Here is a 16,601-nt window from a genome sequence, read left to right as displayed (position 1 = left end):
GTTTTTTTATTTGCTTTTAAACTACTTTCCTCATTCAAAAGTTGTATACTGCCTTCATCTCTTTTTCGTAGAAGTATTCCGTCATCCTTCCGATGCTTCTTATGCCCCTTCTCCCTAAACTAAAGGTAAGAACAATAAAGAAAGCGGGAGATTGTATGAAACCAGTTGTTATGATCACAGGGGCGTCTAAAGGTCTTGGTAGGGCAATGACATTGGCATTTGCAAAACAAGGAGTGCGACTTGCCATTTGTGCAAGAGGGGAAGAGCTACTGCGCAAGGTGGAGTTGGAAGCACGGGACCTTGGGGCAGAAGTCATCGCCATTAATGCTGATGTTTCCATTACAAAAGATGTCGATCGTTTCGTGTCGATTGTGGAAGAAGCGTATGGAAGGGTTGATGTATTAATTAATAATGCATCCACATTTGGACCAGGACCTACACTGTTAATTGATTATCCCGACCTTAACTTTGAGGAAGTGCTTCGGGTGAATACGCTGAATCCATTTCTCGTAACGAAGCGTGTGTTACCGGGCATGTTAACTAGAAACAAAGGGAGAATCCTCAATATTACATCGGAAGCAGGAAAAACAGGGTTTGCGGAATGGGGTGCTTATGGTATTTCCAAGTTCGCAGTAGAAGGCTTAACGCAGACATGGGCTGATGAACTAGAGGAGACGGGGGTTAGTATCTGTATGGTCGACCCTGGGGAAATGGATACGGAGATGCATAAGATAGCTGTTCCGGATTGTGATTATGACTTAGGGGATCCGAATGAGGTGGCAGAAGTATTTGTATCCATCGCATTGAATGAATTAATGGAAGTGAACGGAAAGAGAATTGAGGCACAATCCTTTTTAAATGAAAGGAGGGAAATTCAATGATGACAGCTACTCGTCCATTTCAAGTGCCTGCGTATTTAAATGCGAGTACCCCTGCAGAATATAAAGGGATCAGGCGAGACCATGTCCGTTTAATGACACTCGATCGAGTTACAGGGGAAAGTTTTCATCATTCTTTTTATGAACTGGATTCCATTTTGCGCGAGGGAGACTTGCTTGTGTTGAATAATAGTCGGACACTTCCGGCTGTGTTAAAAGGAAGAAAGGGAGAGCAACCGGTTGAAATTCGGCTATCCCGTAAAGTAACTGATCAAGCATGGGAAGCGCTCATTGTAGGAGATGGATGTACAGTTGGGGAAAAGATCTACCTACCTGGAGAACTAACAGCGACTATTATTGGAAAAGGAACTGAGGAACCTTTAGTCGTTCTTTCCTTTTCGAAAAGCGGGTTGGAATTATATGATGCCTTTTATCGATACGGGGAGCCACTGCACTATGAGTATATAAAGACGCCATGGCCGTTAGAGATGTATCAGACTGTTTATGCTTCTGTTCCAGGTTCTGTAGAAATGCCTTCAGCAGGAAGAGCTCTTTCCTGGAAGTTGCTTTATGAATTAAAGCAAAAGGCAGTGAACATTGCTTATTTGCAGCTGCATGCAGGATTAAGTTATTACGGAAATGATCGCTGGCCTACTCCAATCAACCACGTTGAAGCATTTTGCGTTCCAGAAGCAACTGCAGATTTGGTAAATAAAACGAGAAAAAACAAGGGACGTGTAATTGCAGTTGGCACAACAGTCGTTCGGGCACTGGAAACAGCGGTCAATGAGGCTGGAAATGTTGAAGCGCAGGAAGGGTTTACGCGTCTATATATTCAAAAAGGGTACACTCTAAAAGCGGTGGATGGGCTGTTAACAGGCTTTCATGAACCGGAGGCGAGTCATCTCGATATGCTTAGTGCGTTTATTAATGAAAACCTTCTAATGAAAGCTTATGAGGAAGCATTAGCTGCCGGATATCTATGGCATGAGTTCGGTGATATGAATCTGATCCTGCCAATGGGAGAGAATAGATGAGGTGGCATCACGGTGGTATTGAAGTTGGAAATTTAGCTGACTCCATTCAATTGTATGAAAACATGTTTGACTTCAAGATTGAGCAATTCCTTACGTTGATCGGTGAGAAAATGGCCTTTCTAAAAAATGAAGATGTGAGAATTGAATTAATTGAATCAAAGGACAATCAAGCTCTACAGAATTCAGTCCATCTAGCGTGGCAAGTCGATGACATAGAGGGTTGGATGAAGAGGCTAATAGGAAAAGGACTTTATCCTTCGGAAGGCCCCTACAAGCTGAAAAATGGCTGGGTAGTTGTTTTTTATGAGGGGCTTGATGGTGAAGTAATAGAGCTGGTTCAAGTGTGCTAGTCAATTACATCAATGTATGATGTTTGGCGGACTTGAATTGTTTTCTACAATGGCTTGTTAAACAAACGTATTCGAGAGCTAAACTTTAGCTCATCAAAAGCAAACAGCAGCACCTTTCTACTAATTAGAAAGGTGCTGTTATTCTTTTATAGCTGCTATAAAGAAATTGATTTTAAACAAAAATTATAAAAAAAAGTATATTGACAATATTCGACATGAAGTGGATAATTGGTTCATCCAGTTATCCAGCTGGATATTATAAAAGGGGTGAATAATATGGGGATTGGTTTTATCGCGTTGATTGTATTTATTTTACTAATCATTGGTTGGACAACCATTCTTAAACGAAGTATTGGTGAAGCCATGATTATAGGATTTATTGTAACCGCTTTATTTGGCGGTACAAATGCATTGAATATGATGTGGGATGGCATTGTATTTGGTGCTACAAATGAAGTTTTATTCGCGGCATTAGCTTTTGTATTCATGGCTTATGTCATTGACAAGACGGGGATTATTACATTACTAATCAATATTTTGAACTCACTATTGGGTCGGATACCCGGTGGTCCGGCGCATGTGGATACGGCTAGCTCGACACTTTTTGGCCTTATTTCTGGATCTGGCTCTGGTAATGCAGCTACTACAGGATCAGTAACTATTCCTTGGATGATTAAATCAAAGTGGCCACGTGAAGTATCAGCAACTATTTGTGCCGGTAATGCTGGATTAGGAATTGCATTGCCTCCTAGTAGTTCGATGTTTATTTTACTAGGTTTCGCACCAATTGCTGCCGTAGTATCAGAAGGTGATTTATATTTTGCTCTATTAATCGGCGGTTCATATCAGATTTTATATCGTGTAATATTGACCTTTTGGTTTGTGAAGAAACACAATATTCAAACCTTGAAAGGCGAAGAAATTGCACCGTTAAGGAAATCATTTATTATGGGATGGAAATCCTTATTTATTTTCTTTGGGATATTAATACCACTTACAGTTACGATTGGACCGTTAGCTGAAAGTTTAATGGCGAATCCAAAGATTGGGGAAGATGCAATTGATAGTATTTCTTTACTAGTTTGGGTGCCTATTTTAATTACGTCCATTAGTATGATCATTGGCTATAAGAAATTACCGAAGTCTTTTTCAGAATGGAACACCTTCTTGCATGGAGCAACAAGTAAATTTTCCGTTATTGGTGTATTATTATTATTTGCTTTTGCGGCTAGTGAAAATTTAAAACAACTTGGCTTAAGTAAAGACTTGACATCAATGTTAGCAATATTAAACTTGCCTTCTTGGCTAATCATTGTCATTGTTGGGGCTCTAATCGTTTTAGTAGCCGGTCCACTATCTGGGACTGCAACACTGACAGCAATTGGGCTTGTTGCATTCACAGCATTAGTATCTGCCGGTGTACATCCTACAGTGGCTGTTGTGGCAATTTTAATGTTTGCATCGACAGAAGGGGCTTCTCCTCCGTCTTCGGCTCCAATTTTTATAGCATCTGGTATTGCACAGGCCGAGCCTGGTAAAACATTTTCGCCACTCATTTTCTACTATGTAATTCCTGTTTTCTTAATTGGTGTATTAATTGCAATGGGCATTCTACCATTACCTGTATAGGAGGGACTATTAATGATTAAAATTCTTGATAAAATTTTTGTCTTTTCTCTGATTGCATTTCTAACGCTTGGCGCTCTTCTTGTTTTCAGTCAATTGGCAGGATTGTTATTCCAACAAGGTGAGTTCATTATTAAAGTTAATGATTTATTAGCAGAACCAGCGATTATTTTAAGTGCTGTTGCAGGTGTACTTGGCTTTATTATTCCTGCAATCAAAAATAGAACTTCGAATATATTAACCGAGGAAGAAATTGAGGAACAACTTTTGGAGACAAGGCATTCAAAGGTTAATGCGTAAATGTTAAAGGAGACATAAGTATGATAATTCAACATCAAAGATTGTACGAACAAGTCATTTCTTATATCCAAGAAAATATTGAAAAAGACATCTTCAAAATCGGTGAAAGATTACCGACGGAAAGAAATCTAGCCGAGCAATTAAATGTCAGTCGTGGCACGCTTCGAGATGCTTTTCGAGTTCTAGAATCAAGAGGCATTATTGAAACTAGACCTGGCGCAGGACGCATTCTGATGAAACCGATTGATTCAAGTGTTTCGGTCGGTGAGAACATTTTAGTAGAGCTTAAAAAGTCCGAGATTATCGACTTACTAGAGGCGAGGGAGCTTTTGGAAGTAGGAATGTGTGCATTGGTGTGTGCACGAATCACAGATGAAGAAATCCAAGAAATAGAAGACTTATTGCTACGTCAAAAAGATGATGATGATTTTAGTTCTTCCACCTACTTTCACTTAGCTCTTGCTGCGGCTTGTAATAATAATGTGTTAGAAAACTTCATAAAACTAAATATGCAACTTATTAAAGAAGTACGTGATCAAAACTTTACAAATAAAATACATCAAACACATGCAGTTAAAGAGCATTTAGAATTATTGAATGCCATTAAAGAGCGAGATGTATTAAAAAGTGAACAAGCAGTACGTCGTCACTTTAAAAATATGCGAAAACGACTCCATTTATAAAATAGAGGAGGCAACTTTTATAAAGGGGGAAACTTATTATGCTACATCCTCATCGATCAAGGCTTATTATGCCTGTTATAAATGAAAGATTTGTTCAAAAGTCACCATTACGCAATGCTGATATTATCGTATTGGACTTGGAGGATAGTGTACCGCACACGCGGAAGATTGAAGCTCGTTCATATCTTTTGAATGGGATAGAAATTGCCTCTAAGGGCGGTAGTGCGGTATATGTACGTGTAAATAATTCGGAGGATCTCTTATGGGGGGATATTCAAGCATCTATATCTCCGCGATTGACGGGGATCTATGTCCCTAAAGTAGAGTCAGCCGAGCAAATCGAAGAAATTGACAACTTCCTTACGAATCTTGAAGTTCAGCACAAGCTTAAAGATGGTTCAATCCAAATAGCTGTTTTAATTGAAACAGCAAAGGGCTATATGAATCTTGCCTCGATATTGCAGAGCAGTAAACGGATTCAATCTGTATCATTGGGTGCAGAAGATTTTGTAGAAGATTTACAAATGAAAATAAATAATTCTACTGCAGAGGCTCTAAAAAATATTCGAATGCAAATTTGTATTGCAGCACGTGCTTATAACATAGTACCGATGGGTTTAATGTCAAGTATTACAAACTATACAGATTTAGAGGAGATTGCAGATAGTGCGCGTCTAGCTTATGAACATGGATTTGCTGGTAATAGCTGTGTTCATCCATCAAATGTAGAAATCTTTAATAATGCTTTTATGCCAAATGATGAGGAAGTGGAAGAGGCTAAGCAATTAGTTGAAGCCTTTGAAAAGGCAGTCCGAGAAGGGCTGGCTGCAATTAAATTCAAAGGAAAAATGATTGACATTCCGCATTATGAAAAAGCGAAACGTATACATGCGCAATATGAAATATACAGGCAATATGAAGATATGAAAAAAGAGGCGAGAATGCACTATGAATATCAACTGAAGGGGGTCTGATTCCATGTTGCCGCTGCAAGGATTAAAGATCTTAGATATATCAACAATGTTAGCTGCACCATGGGCTAGTACATTTTTAGCGGATTACGGTGCTGAAGTCATCAAAGTGGAACATCCGCAAAATGGTGATCATGCAAGAAAGTATGGTGCTCAAAAGGATGGTGAAGGGATTTTTTGGAAAACCCTTAATCGGAATAAAAAAGGCATTACATTAAATTTAAAAGCACCTGAAGGGAAAAGGATTTTCTTACAATTAGTAAAAGATGCCGATGTTGTTGTGGAAAACTTCCGACCTGGAACATTGGATAAATGGGGATTAGATTGGGCGACGTTACTAGAGGCAAATCCTAAATTAATTTTATTACGCACTTCGGGCTTTGGCCAAGACGGACCTTATGCAAAACGAGGTGGTTTCGGAACAGTCGCAGAAGCAATGAGTGGCTTTACTTCGATTAATGGCGAAAAAGGTGGAAAGCCAACTTTGCCAGGTATGGCACTGGCTGATGGGGTATCAAGTATATTTGGTGCACTATCTATTATGATTGCACTCTATGCGCAAATACAAAATGGTATTGAAGAAGGACAACAAATCGATATTAATTTGTATGAACCTTTAATGCGATTACTCGAACCTCAAATTACAGCTTACGATCAATTGGGGATAATTCCTGAACCTATTGGCAATAGCAGTTTGCAAACTGCTCCGCGGAATGCCTATTTGACAAAAGATAATACATGGGTGGCGTTATCTGGTTCTACACAGTCAATTACGGAGAATATTTTCCATGCCATAGGACGAGTGGACTTAATTACCAATCCGAAATTTTCAACAAATGAACAGCGCTTAAAAAATGTAGTAGAGTTAGACGAAATTATCGGGAATTGGATTAAACAGTTTTCTTATGCAGAAGTTGTTGAGATATTTAGTAAAGCTGGTGCAGTTGTAGGTCCTATGTATAATATTGCCCAGTTATTCGAAGACGAGCATTATCAATATCGTGAATCCTTTATCAGTGTGAAAGATAATGACTTTGGTGAAATGCGTGTTCCAAACGTTGTGGCGAAATTTTCAAAAACGCCTGGTGCGATACGCCACCTAGGACCTGATAAAGGACAACATACAGAGGAAATATTAAAAGAAAAAGTCCAATTGACTGATGAGCAGATCCAGGAACTTAAGAAAATGGGTATTATTTAACTATGACAATCAAAACCACCATTTTACTGGTGGTTTTGATTGTTTTATATACATCTAGCCTTTGAAGTATGAAATGGAATTATTTTTCGAAATACAATTCCCAATGCAACCCGCATCCTGGATTGAATTTTGCCTCGCAAGTAGGACACTTGTATCCGCTATCCTTGTATTGATGAACCGTCAATTCATTTTTACATGCACCACAAAGCACTGCTTTCTCACCGAACTTTTCTTTCGGCCAAACCTTATGGTCGCCACATCCCGATTCTTCATGGCATGTGAAGCAAGGAAAATATGTATCACAGCAGTAAAATTTAATTGCAATAATGTCAAGCTCGGAATGATAGTGTGTACAACGCGTCTCATGATCGATTACGTTGCCCGCTACATGCTGCATGTCTCCGCCTCCTTCCTATTGTATAAATAACCGGTATAGGGCAAATCCTATGAACTAAAAGGAATGATTTCATGTTCACTGAAACCCCCGTCATCCACACAAATATGTGGGATGCTTTATGGGCAGTACCGGTTGTGTTACTAGTTGTATTGATTGCGAAATGGTTGTTCCGGGTTCGCTCAAGCTGGCTATCAACAGTTTCAACGGTTGCTGCATTACTCTTGTCCATTTTTGTCAGTCACCGCGGAGACTTGTCGGCTGGTATATTCATGGGGTTTTTCTATTCCGGTGCAGCGATGGGCGTTATTTATTCCATTAAACAATCTTTTTTAGCCTACCGTGAAGGTTAAATGATTATTTCAATGGACAATAGCCACATTGCATTAAACCAGGGACGTCTTTTGACAAACAGCACGTCGTCCGGACTGTTCTGTTCAGCAGGTCGGACGGCTCGTATCCTTTTAAATATGCCGCGAATAACGAGCGAGGGGCAATGTCTTTCCAGGTCACGTCGTCTTTCAGTATGTTCAAATCTTCCCGTGCTTTATCGTTCGTGCTGGGGTTGGCCAGCATGACGTGATATTGCCATAATAGAAAGCCGAAGATGTTTTCCCATAACGTCAAAGGGGAGACGGATGCGACCGTTCGGATTTGTCGGATGACGGTGTCCGCTTGTAAAAGAATTTTCCGTATGATGTCGCGGTGCATTTCCTCATCAACTGATTTCCAATCTTTCTTCTCGACAAATATGCTCACGGTACGATTTCCATATTCCTCAACCGCTCCAAAACGCAGTCCTGTCTCATCTCCATCCCATATTTCATCGTAAGTCGCCAAATTATAAAGCTGCATATTGACGAACATGCCGAGCCGTCGCAAGAAGAAAGAGGCCGCTACTGTCTTGTTCGGGTTTTCGCTAATGGCTTGCACCGCGATCAAGCAATCCTCCGTTTTGTCTAATAGATCATGCAATGTAAATAGTGGCTGCTTGGGAGATCCGATATACACACTATAGCTATTCAATTGTCTAATTTGATCGTTCGTTAAGTTTGTCATGCTCTTATTATATGGATATTTAGATAATTCAACAAGTTGAGCGAGCGCTCAGTCTGTTTTATAATAAAGAAAATAGGCAGGGAAGTGACTTCGTATGACAAAACTACTAAAAAGTAAAGAAATAATTGATTTGATTAACAAAGATATGGATATCATTTTGCCACTTTCAAATGGAGAACCACACGGGTTACTCGATATACTTGAGGAAAACTATGAGCAATTGAGCAATGTTAAAATCCATCAATTGCTTGCGTTGCGTGAACGTGACTATATTAACGGGAAAATGAAAGGACATCTTTCACACGTATCGTACTTTCTGAGCGGAGCAACGCGGAAAGCATATTGGGAAGGTCATGTTGAATTAATTCCAAATGTTTTTCAGGAAATGTATACACTTCTACAAAAAACGACGCAAAAGCCGATGGTGATGGCAACCGCGTCCCCGATGGATGAGCACGGTTATTTTTCGCTCGGCACGAATGCGGATTACGTAGCGGATTTCATCGGTGAAGTTCCGTTTGTCCTAGAAGTGAACAGGCATATGCCGCGCACGTTCGGGAAAAATCAAATCCACATTAGCCAGATCGTAGGGTACATCGAAAATGATGTGCCGTTGGCGGAGGAAAGGATTCCGGAAATTACCGAGAAGGACCAGAAAATTGCCGAGTTTATTGCTGAAGATATCCAAGATGGGGATACGCTGCAAATCGGCATTGGAGCGATTCCGAATGCGGTTATGAAAATGCTGAAGAACAGACGGCATTTAGGGATTCACACCGAAATGCTGACGGATGGGATTGTGGATCTTGTCGAGGCAGGAGCGGTCGATGGCATGCGGAAATCAACACATAAAGGAAAAATCGTCGCGACTTTCGCATTCGGTTCCCAACGTCTATATGACTTTCTTAATAACAACCCATCCGTAGAATTCTTGCCGGTAAGTGTCGTCAACGATGCTTACGAAATTGCAAAAGAGGAGCGGATGGTGTCGATCAATGCGACGACGGAAGTGGATCTGTATGGGCAATGTGCATCGGAAACGGTGGCGGGTCGATACTATTCTTCAACCGGAGGACAGGCCGATTTTGCCAGAGGAGCTAGATTGTCGAAATATGGAAAAGGATACGTATGCATGTATTCGACCGCGAAAAACGACACAATCTCGAGAATTAAATTACATTTAGCGCCAGGCTCCGTCGTAACGACATCCAAAAACTACGTGGACAATGTCGTGACGGAGTACGGGATTGCACGGTTGCATGGAAAGTCGTTATCCGAGCGCGCAGAGGCGTTAATTGCTATCGCGCATCCGAAATTTAGAGAAGAATTAACAAGAGAAGCGAAGGAATTTGGATTGATTCAGTAAAAGAGGAGCCGACTGCGCTTCTCTTTTTTGTCTCTTATAGTCGAATTGTAGTCAGATGGTGGTAAAGTCGTCTGTATCGGTGCTAACCCCGGTGTATAGTGTGAAAGATTAGTCGAGTGGTGATAACCTCTTTCTAAGTGGTGATAACCTCTTGCTGAGTGGTGATAGATCCCTTCTAAGTGGTGATAACCCGAACAACTTGGTCATACCCCCTTAATCCAACAATTATCCCCTATTTTCATGCCTCTTCACTGCCCATTTGCCCAACCCTCTCAATAGGCGTACACATATTATTGTTATGAAGAGGTGGTGAACGTTGAAAAAAGATAGAGCGACTATTGTACGTGATCCGTATGAAGTGGAACAGCGGGAATGGAAGCAGAGACAATCGAAGGAACGTTACAAGCAACTATTGACGATCGCTTCGCCAATCTTCCTATTGCTGCTGTGGGAAGTGATGTCGAGGACGGGGATGATCGATATCCGGTTTTTCCCGCCACCTACAGCCATTTTGGAGACATTTGTCAACATGATTGCGAGCGGGGCAATGGCAAATCATATCGGAGTTTCCTTGTATCGGATCTTTGCAGGGTTCCTTGCGGGAGTCATACCGGGGGTCATCATCGGTTTGCTGATGGGGCTTTATTCGCCGATTCGACATTTCGTGCAGCCTATTGTTATGGCGCTAATGCCGATTCCGACTCTTGCATTGCTTCCAATTATCATCATACTTTTTGGGATTGGCGATCTGTCGAAAGTTGTCACAATTGCGGGAAGTGTGTTTTTCCCGGTCGTCATCAACACGGCGGCGGGTGTCTTGAACATCGATCGAATTTATTTGGATGTTGCGAATAATTATGGAGCCGGTAAGATGCAGTTCTTTTTCAAAATTGCCTTGCCTGGCGCATTGCCGGTCATGCTAGAAGGAATCCAGATGGGGCAGGCGATCGCCCTGTTGACGATTGTCGCTGCGGAAATGATGGGGGCGACTTCGGGTATCGGGTACTTAATTTGGACGTCGTATAAAGCATTTCTTTTAAAGGAAATGTTCGTTGGACTCATCCTGATTTCATTTTTCGGCTACCTTTTCTCCTTGATGCTTCGCGGTCTTCAGAAAAAGTTGTTACCTTGGAGGTGATTGGATGAGAAAGAACGTGAAAATTGAAATTAGGAATTTAACGAAGGCATTTTATAAAAAACAATTGAGTGTAACAGCGCTCGACGATATTTCCCTCTCGATCGGAGAAGGGGAATTTGTCTGCATTGTCGGACCGAGCGGCTGTGGAAAAACAACTTTATTGCGTATACTGGCGGGGCTCGAACAACCGAGTGTCGGCGAATTTGAAATCCGTTCAGAGCAGGAAGGGCGCCCTCTCCAATCGATGGTATTCCAGGAAAGGGGCGTCATTCCTTGGCTGACAGTGAAGGAGAATGTCGCTTTCGGGTTGAAAATGCGAAAAATGCCGAAGGATGCCATTCAAGAGAGAACGGACTATTACTTACAAAAGACGGGACTTGATCGGTTTGCACATCTATATCCGAAAGAACTTTCCGGGGGAATGAAACAACGGGTGAGCATAGCCCGTGCGTTCGCAAATGACCCGGAAATTTTGCTCATGGATGAACCGTTCGCTGCACTCGATGAGCAGAATAAATTCATCCTCCAGGAAGAATTGCTCTCCATCTGGTCGGAGACAGGGAAAACTGTCATTTTCATTACACATAGCATCGATGAGGCGTTATTGTTGGGTGATCGAATTTTGCTCATGAGTGCACAACCCGGTAAGGTCATAAAACAAATCAAAATCGACACGCCGCGTCCTCGGACAATCGAAGATATCCGGAAAGATCCAATGCTCGCGGAGCAATTTGTCGATATTTGGAAGCATTTGCAAAATGAAGTGCAACGGTCGAGGAAAGAGAACAAATGAAATGGGGAGAAAAGGTGAAAGGGTTCAAATACGGTTGGATCATGATTTTTGCTGCAATGCTCTTACTTGCTGGAGCGTGCGCCAAAAAAGAGCCCGCTCCACAAACAAAAGTGGAAACTCCACCTGGCGATTCAGTCGTTGTGCCACCTTCCGGGGATATGGCGCCACTTGACCAACGGGTGAAGGTATTAATTGCGGAAGACGGTGCTGCTTCCGGAGCAGGGTTCTATATCGCAAAAGAAAAAGGGTATTTCGAACAATATAATATTGAAGTCGAATTTGCGGATTTCGCAAACAGCGATGATATGTTGCCGGCGCTGGCTGCAGGGGAAGTCGATATCGCGGGTGGCGTCTCGACCGCGTCTTTCTTTAACGCGATTGCACAAGGCATCGACGTCCGAATTGTTGCAGATAAAGGGCATAATATGCCGGGGAAATCATATTTCACGTTTGTCATCGGCAACCACATGGTAGATGAAATTAAAGAATACGCCGATTTCCGTGGGAAGAAAATAGCGGTGTCTTCCAGAAACTCGATTGATGGGTATATTTACGAGGAAATGTTGAAACATGCCGGTTTGACCGAGGAAGATGTCGAATATGTCCATATCGCTGACTTCGGTGCGATGCTTGGCGCGATTGATTCGGGAACAATCGACGCTGCGTTAAATATCGAACCACTCATTGCACAAGGAGTCGCGAAAGGCTTCCATGTCCGTTTCGGCGATGCAACAGATTATGCGCCCGAATCCCAAATTGCCATGGTGCTCGCTTCTCCGAAGTTCATGGAAAACGAAGAAGTGTCATTGCGCTTCATGGCTGCCTACTTGAAAGGGGTTCGTGATTACAACGACGCATTCTTCAAAGATATCGACAAGGATGAAATCATCGATATTATGGTGCAACACACTGCCTTGAAAGATCATGACCTATGGGATCAGGTATTTGTCACAGGGCTTGATCCGAACGGGAAAATGTTCGTTGACGATATTAAAAAACAATATGAGACGTATAAAGCGAACGGCGCCATCTTAGGCGATATTGATTTTGATAAGGCTGTGGATACGTCGCTAACGGAGAAAGCCGTAGAAATCATCGGGGTGTATGAATAAATAGAATAACGATAATTTAGTTTCCACAAATAAAAACGCTCGATTTTTTTCTAACTGGTTCCGATTAAGGGAAGGGAAACAGTTTAATTAGCTTCCGATTAGCAGACCTTTTCGCCTAGAATTGGGTCTGCTTTTTTATAATGTTTATAACGAGTTGACATTGGGAAAACTATAATATTAAAAACTAAATTTTTCAAGCGGACAATGACTAAATCCAATACCAAACTGTTGGAAGTTTTTGCAGGGAACTTACTTACCTTTTTTGGAACCAAAGAATATTGCTAGTAGTCTTAAGCAGGTTAATCTAAGTTTGGAGGGGGATAATTTGAAAGCAATAGTAAATTTGAAGAAGTTAAGCTCTATTCTTCTGATAGTAATTCTTTTAATGCCTATATTTCATCTTCCCTTTTCTGTAATTGTCCAAGCTGCTCAACCGTTTAAAATGGAAAATGTAGATAAATTTGTCACAAACTACATAGAACATAATGGGCTACCTGGTGCCTCCATTGTAGTTGTAAAAGACGGTAAATTAGTATATGAGAAGGGATATGGACACGATTCTGAGGGGAAACCTATAACAGAAAAGTCGTTAATGAGAATTGGTTCCGCATCCAAATCATTAACTGCATTTGCTGTTTTACAACTTGTTGATCAAGGAGAAATTCAACTGGATGACCCAGTAATTAATTATTTGCCAGAGGTAAAACTGGACGATTCAAGATGGCGAGGAGTTACAGTGCGTCAATTATTGAGTCACACATCGGGTATTCCAAACCCGGTTATTGTTCCGCCAGCGAGTACCTTAAAAGCAGGTGTGGAACGTTTGAACGATTGGAAGCTTCAATCGAACCCAGGGGAGAAATACTACTATAGCAATGGGAACTACTGGGTTCTGGCACTTTTAGTGGAGAAAGTAAGTGGAATAGAATTCTCTCAATATCTTAAACAAAAGGTATTCTCTCCGCTAGGAATGAATGACTCGCTCGCTACTGTTAACTCTGGAGATTCTGTACAAGGACTACCTAATGGATACGTAACAGCATATGGAACGGCAATTCCTTGGACAGAACTGGAAGCGATGGAAATGGGAGCTGGAAGTATCATATCAACGGCATCAGATATGGGGAAATGGCTTTCTATGCAGACGAATGAGGGAAAATCCGGAACAGGAGAGCAATTATTATCAACAAATTTATTGGGAGAATCTCATTCTCCACAACTTGGAAGTGAAAAATCCGGACTTGGTTGGGAGTTAAGCTCACCGAATGTGAAGCCAGCACGAATTTCACATAGCGGAGTGGTATCAACATATCAAACTCAACAGGACATTGTACCAAGTAGTGGTTATGCCGTGGCTGTTTTGCTAAACAGCTATACCCCTACAATTGAACACGCTTACGAGATTAGTTCGGGTATAATTCAATTGACCGAGGGGCAAGAACCCGAATTGAAAGCACCAGTATCGAAAATAATTGATTTATCACTTGGTGTGATCACTTTGATTTATGTGATTTTAGGAATTAGATGGATTCTGCGGAGTGAAAAATGGTCGGATAAACGTAAACAACATCCTACTTGGAAATTTATCCTTCGTTTACTTCCCCAGTTGGTTCCAACATTATTAATCGGATGGTTGTTTTTTATTGTTCCGACATTACAAAATAACAGTTCGACCACGATTGATGCATTTGGTCTTTTCCCCGCCGCGATGTTCTTATTGGCGATTGTTTTCATTATCGGATTGGTTCTGTCGATATTGAGAATCTATTATCGAATAACAGTAAACAAAGGTTAAAGACTATAAATAAAATCCAAAAAAGCTCAGAATTATTCTGAGCTTTTTTATTACTTCACTTTACATTTTAATCAATACTTTTCCTTCGTAATTCCGACTTTCAATTAATTCATGAGCTTTTGCCGCATCCTTTAAATCGAATACGTGAGCAACGGGAAGTGAAATTTTGTTCGAAGCGAATAAGTCCAATACTTTTTCTGCAACGGGTGCTAGGCGTTCAGGATCATGCTGACGAGTTGTCCCTAAACTAAACCCTTTCACATTCCGACAGCTCATATGTACATCGCTCGTTGAAAATGTACCTGCTTTTCCGCTGCTATTGCCAAATTGAACGAGTGTACCGTAGAGCGCCAAACAATCTAAGCTTTTACTCGTCACTTCACCCGCAACCGAGTCAAAGATAACATTTGCGCCTTTGTTATTCGTCTGACGTAAGACTTCCTCGGCAAATGTCTCGTACGTGCAAACAAGATCGGCTCCTAATTGCTTCACATATTCTTCTTTAGATAAGCTTCCAACCGTACCGATTATTTTTTGAACACCGGCCAATTTCGCTAATTGGACGAGCATTGAGCCAACTCCACCCGCTGCACTGTGGATTACAATGGTGTCTGTTTTCTGGACTTGTCCTATTTCATGAAGAAGAATATACGATAAAATCGAAACTACTGGCATTGTTGCAGCCTTTTCAAGTGAAAGGGCATCCGGAATTTTAAAAACGAGTTTTTCATTGGCAACAACATATTCTGCATACGAACCGTTTTTCGGGAAAGCAATTACCCGATCTCCCTTCGAAAAAGGTGAGGTAGGGGAAGCCTCCTCGACGACCCCTGCTACGTCCAATCCTAGGATAATAGGGAAGTTTCCTTTTCCTTTATTACCAATGCGCGCTTTAATATCGGCATAATTCACACTCGTATAAGCAGCTTTTATCAATACTTCATTGTCATGTATTTGAGGTATTTCAATTTCTGTAAATGAAAGTACATCTGCACCGCCAAATTCATGTTGGACTACAGCCTTCATTTTTCATCCCCCTAATTCTTTCACGTAATTTTCGGAGCCAAGGTGTCGAAGGATTATCCGGTTTTTTTACCAATATACATTATGTGTTCAGCTATACTTAGTAAATCTTCTCGTTCACATACTTGCTCCGCCAAATCTAACCAAGCGTCAATAACTTCGGTTTTCTGCTCAAGCAGTTCAGGTTCACGTAAATATAAGAAACTTTCACTATTTAATAAATGAAGCTTATCAAGATTAAACTGATTAAAAAACGGAAGGACATTTTTGGGGGAAATATAAAAGTTATCTGAGAAACCAGTTCCTGTAAAATCCTTATCTTCTACTATTTTATAAAGCTCTGATTTCCTGTCGCTATTCAATATAAGTTCAGGGTTACGAATGAGATAATCCCAAACGAAAGAATACGATGAAATAAATGCTACAAAAATAATTCCGTTAGGCTTTAGTTTTTTTAAGCATTCTCTAATCGTTTTAGCTCGATCCTCCTCGGTTTTGAGGTGATACATAGGCCCCATACATAGCACATAGTCAAATTGATCATCTTCAATAGCAGATAAATCACGTCCATCAACTTGTAAGCCTTTAAGAGGGACACCTTGTTCGTTCGCCATACGTAGAGCAAATTCTACATTCTTCCCGGATAGGTCTGCTAACGTTACATCACAACCACGTTCAGCCAGATATAAGGAGTACTTCCCTGGACCACCACCTAGATCCAACACTTTATCAGTAGGCTTAATATAACGGTTCAAATATCGTTTGGTCAGTTCAAATTCAACTTTGTGGCGCTCAAGTCGATCCCATTCATAGGTCACTGTTTCATCATAAAACTTCCTCACAATTTCTAAACTCTCCAAGCTAACCCCTCCAAG

The 16,601-nt window shown here is 41.1% G+C and carries 18 protein-coding genes; 14 read left to right on the top strand and 4 right to left on the bottom strand.

Annotated elements, in window-relative coordinates; all coding sequences use genetic code 11:
* The first annotated feature begins 155 nt into the window (after window positions 1–155).
* From MHZ92_RS06380 to MHZ92_RS06345, 8 genes are all read left to right on the top strand, one after another.
* Window positions 156–881, top strand: a complete 726-nt coding sequence (locus tag MHZ92_RS06380; RefSeq protein WP_239430750.1) for an SDR family NAD(P)-dependent oxidoreductase — start codon at window positions 156–158, stop codon at window positions 879–881.
* Window positions 878–1,915 carry an S-adenosylmethionine:tRNA ribosyltransferase-isomerase gene (locus tag MHZ92_RS06375; RefSeq protein WP_239430749.1) on the top strand — a complete coding sequence of 346 codons (1,038 nt, stop codon included), beginning with the start codon at window positions 878–880 and terminating at the stop codon, window positions 1,913–1,915. Before MHZ92_RS06380 ends, MHZ92_RS06375 begins: the two co-directional genes overlap by 4 nt.
* Window positions 1,912–2,265 carry a VOC family protein gene (locus MHZ92_RS06370; RefSeq protein ID WP_239430748.1) on the top strand — a complete coding sequence of 118 codons (354 nt, stop codon included), beginning with the start codon at window positions 1,912–1,914 and terminating at the stop codon, window positions 2,263–2,265. The genes MHZ92_RS06375 and MHZ92_RS06370 overlap by 4 nt, the downstream gene beginning before the upstream one ends.
* A 276-nt stretch (window positions 2,266–2,541) precedes the next feature.
* Entirely contained in the window at window positions 2,542–3,894 is a 1,353-nt protein-coding gene (locus MHZ92_RS06365; protein ID WP_239430747.1) for a TRAP transporter large permease subunit, read from the top strand.
* A gap of 12 nt (window positions 3,895–3,906) precedes the next feature.
* Entirely contained in the window at window positions 3,907–4,191 is a 285-nt protein-coding gene (locus MHZ92_RS06360) for a hypothetical protein (RefSeq protein ID WP_239430746.1), read from the top strand.
* A 20-nt stretch (window positions 4,192–4,211) separates the two neighbouring features.
* Window positions 4,212–4,874: a FadR/GntR family transcriptional regulator gene (locus MHZ92_RS06355; protein ID WP_239430745.1), complete on the top strand. Its 663-nt coding sequence runs from the start codon at window positions 4,212–4,214 to the stop codon at window positions 4,872–4,874.
* Between the two features lie 38 nt (window positions 4,875–4,912).
* Window positions 4,913–5,848, top strand: coding sequence for an HpcH/HpaI aldolase/citrate lyase family protein (locus MHZ92_RS06350; RefSeq protein WP_239430744.1), 936 nt, complete (start codon window positions 4,913–4,915; stop codon window positions 5,846–5,848).
* Window positions 5,849–5,852: 4 nt separating this feature from the next.
* The gene (locus tag MHZ92_RS06345) at window positions 5,853–7,046 is read left to right on the top strand and encodes a CaiB/BaiF CoA transferase family protein (protein WP_239430743.1); all 1,194 of its coding nucleotides are present in this window, start codon (window positions 5,853–5,855) and stop codon (window positions 7,044–7,046) included.
* A gap of 79 nt (window positions 7,047–7,125) precedes the next feature.
* Here MHZ92_RS06345 and MHZ92_RS06340 read toward each other — a convergent pair whose 3' ends face one another.
* On the bottom strand, window positions 7,126–7,443 hold the full coding sequence (locus MHZ92_RS06340) for a CHY zinc finger protein (protein ID WP_239430742.1): 318 nt from the start codon (window positions 7,441–7,443) through the stop codon (window positions 7,126–7,128).
* Between the two features lie 71 nt (window positions 7,444–7,514).
* Here MHZ92_RS06340 and MHZ92_RS06335 point away from each other — a divergent pair, with 71 nt between their 5' ends.
* On the top strand, window positions 7,515–7,793 hold the full coding sequence (locus tag MHZ92_RS06335) for a hypothetical protein (protein WP_239430741.1): 279 nt from the start codon (window positions 7,515–7,517) through the stop codon (window positions 7,791–7,793).
* Window positions 7,794–7,797: 4 nt separating this feature from the next.
* Here the strand turns inward: MHZ92_RS06335 and MHZ92_RS06330 are convergent, their stop codons facing one another.
* On the bottom strand, window positions 7,798–8,499 hold the full coding sequence (locus MHZ92_RS06330; RefSeq protein ID WP_239430740.1) for a hypothetical protein: 702 nt from the start codon (window positions 8,497–8,499) through the stop codon (window positions 7,798–7,800).
* A 94-nt stretch (window positions 8,500–8,593) separates the two neighbouring features.
* Between MHZ92_RS06330 and MHZ92_RS06325 the strand changes: the two genes are divergently transcribed.
* The 5 genes from MHZ92_RS06325 (at window position 8,594) to MHZ92_RS06305 (ending at window position 14,703) form a co-directional block, all read left to right on the top strand.
* Window positions 8,594–9,865: an acetyl-CoA hydrolase/transferase family protein gene (locus MHZ92_RS06325; protein ID WP_239430739.1), complete on the top strand. Its 1,272-nt coding sequence runs from the start codon at window positions 8,594–8,596 to the stop codon at window positions 9,863–9,865.
* A gap of 316 nt (window positions 9,866–10,181) precedes the next feature.
* Window positions 10,182–11,003, top strand: a complete 822-nt coding sequence (locus tag MHZ92_RS06320) for an ABC transporter permease (RefSeq protein WP_239430738.1) — start codon at window positions 10,182–10,184, stop codon at window positions 11,001–11,003.
* A gap of 4 nt (window positions 11,004–11,007) precedes the next feature.
* A complete protein-coding gene (locus tag MHZ92_RS06315) occupies window positions 11,008–11,796 on the top strand; it encodes an ABC transporter ATP-binding protein (protein WP_239430737.1) in 789 nt (262 codons plus the stop codon).
* Window positions 11,797–11,837: 41 nt separating this feature from the next.
* Window positions 11,838–12,908 carry an ABC transporter substrate-binding protein gene (locus MHZ92_RS06310; RefSeq protein ID WP_441347710.1) on the top strand — a complete coding sequence of 357 codons (1,071 nt, stop codon included), beginning with the start codon at window positions 11,838–11,840 and terminating at the stop codon, window positions 12,906–12,908.
* Between the two features lie 325 nt (window positions 12,909–13,233).
* Window positions 13,234–14,703 carry a serine hydrolase domain-containing protein gene (locus MHZ92_RS06305; RefSeq protein WP_239430735.1) on the top strand — a complete coding sequence of 490 codons (1,470 nt, stop codon included), beginning with the start codon at window positions 13,234–13,236 and terminating at the stop codon, window positions 14,701–14,703.
* A gap of 60 nt (window positions 14,704–14,763) precedes the next feature.
* Here the strand turns inward: MHZ92_RS06305 and MHZ92_RS06300 are convergent, their stop codons facing one another.
* Both MHZ92_RS06300 and MHZ92_RS06295 read right to left on the bottom strand, forming a co-directional pair.
* Entirely contained in the window at window positions 14,764–15,729 is a 966-nt protein-coding gene (locus tag MHZ92_RS06300) for a quinone oxidoreductase family protein (protein ID WP_239430734.1), read from the bottom strand.
* A 53-nt stretch (window positions 15,730–15,782) separates the two neighbouring features.
* The gene (locus MHZ92_RS06295; RefSeq protein ID WP_239430733.1) at window positions 15,783–16,586 is read right to left on the bottom strand and encodes a class I SAM-dependent methyltransferase; all 804 of its coding nucleotides are present in this window, start codon (window positions 16,584–16,586) and stop codon (window positions 15,783–15,785) included.
* Window positions 16,587–16,601: the final 15 nt, after the last annotated feature.

This window comes from Sporosarcina sp. ACRSL, from assembly GCF_022346605.1.
Taxonomy (GTDB): Bacteria; Bacillota; Bacilli; order Bacillales_A; family Planococcaceae; genus Sporosarcina.
Note: the sequence above shows the minus strand (reverse complement) of the source record. Positions and strands in the feature narration are given on the sequence as shown.

Excerpts from the sequence above, each read along its gene's own strand:
- MHZ92_RS06380 (WP_239430750.1), top strand. The coding sequence starts at position 156 with ATGAAACCAGTTGTTATGATCACAGGGGCGTCTAAAGGTCTTGGTAGG.
- MHZ92_RS06375 (WP_239430749.1), top strand. The coding sequence starts at position 878 with ATGATGACAGCTACTCGTCCATTTCAAGTGCCTGCGTATTTAAATGCG.
- MHZ92_RS06370 (WP_239430748.1), top strand. The coding sequence starts at position 1,912 with ATGAGGTGGCATCACGGTGGTATTGAAGTTGGAAATTTAGCTGACTCC.
- MHZ92_RS06365 (WP_239430747.1), top strand. The coding sequence starts at position 2,542 with ATGGGGATTGGTTTTATCGCGTTGATTGTATTTATTTTACTAATCATT.
- MHZ92_RS06360 (WP_239430746.1), top strand. The coding sequence starts at position 3,907 with ATGATTAAAATTCTTGATAAAATTTTTGTCTTTTCTCTGATTGCATTT.
- MHZ92_RS06355 (WP_239430745.1), top strand. The coding sequence starts at position 4,212 with ATGATAATTCAACATCAAAGATTGTACGAACAAGTCATTTCTTATATC.
- MHZ92_RS06350 (WP_239430744.1), top strand. The coding sequence starts at position 4,913 with ATGCTACATCCTCATCGATCAAGGCTTATTATGCCTGTTATAAATGAA.
- MHZ92_RS06345 (WP_239430743.1), top strand. The coding sequence starts at position 5,853 with ATGTTGCCGCTGCAAGGATTAAAGATCTTAGATATATCAACAATGTTA.
- MHZ92_RS06340 (WP_239430742.1), bottom strand. The coding sequence starts at position 7,443 with ATGCAGCATGTAGCGGGCAACGTAATCGATCATGAGACGCGTTGTACA.
- MHZ92_RS06335 (WP_239430741.1), top strand. The coding sequence starts at position 7,515 with ATGTTCACTGAAACCCCCGTCATCCACACAAATATGTGGGATGCTTTA.
- MHZ92_RS06330 (WP_239430740.1), bottom strand. The coding sequence starts at position 8,499 with ATGACAAACTTAACGAACGATCAAATTAGACAATTGAATAGCTATAGT.
- MHZ92_RS06325 (WP_239430739.1), top strand. The coding sequence starts at position 8,594 with ATGACAAAACTACTAAAAAGTAAAGAAATAATTGATTTGATTAACAAA.
- MHZ92_RS06315 (WP_239430737.1), top strand. The coding sequence starts at position 11,008 with ATGAGAAAGAACGTGAAAATTGAAATTAGGAATTTAACGAAGGCATTT.
- MHZ92_RS06310 (WP_441347710.1), top strand. The coding sequence starts at position 11,838 with ATGATTTTTGCTGCAATGCTCTTACTTGCTGGAGCGTGCGCCAAAAAA.
- MHZ92_RS06300 (WP_239430734.1), bottom strand. The coding sequence starts at position 15,729 with ATGAAGGCTGTAGTCCAACATGAATTTGGCGGTGCAGATGTACTTTCA.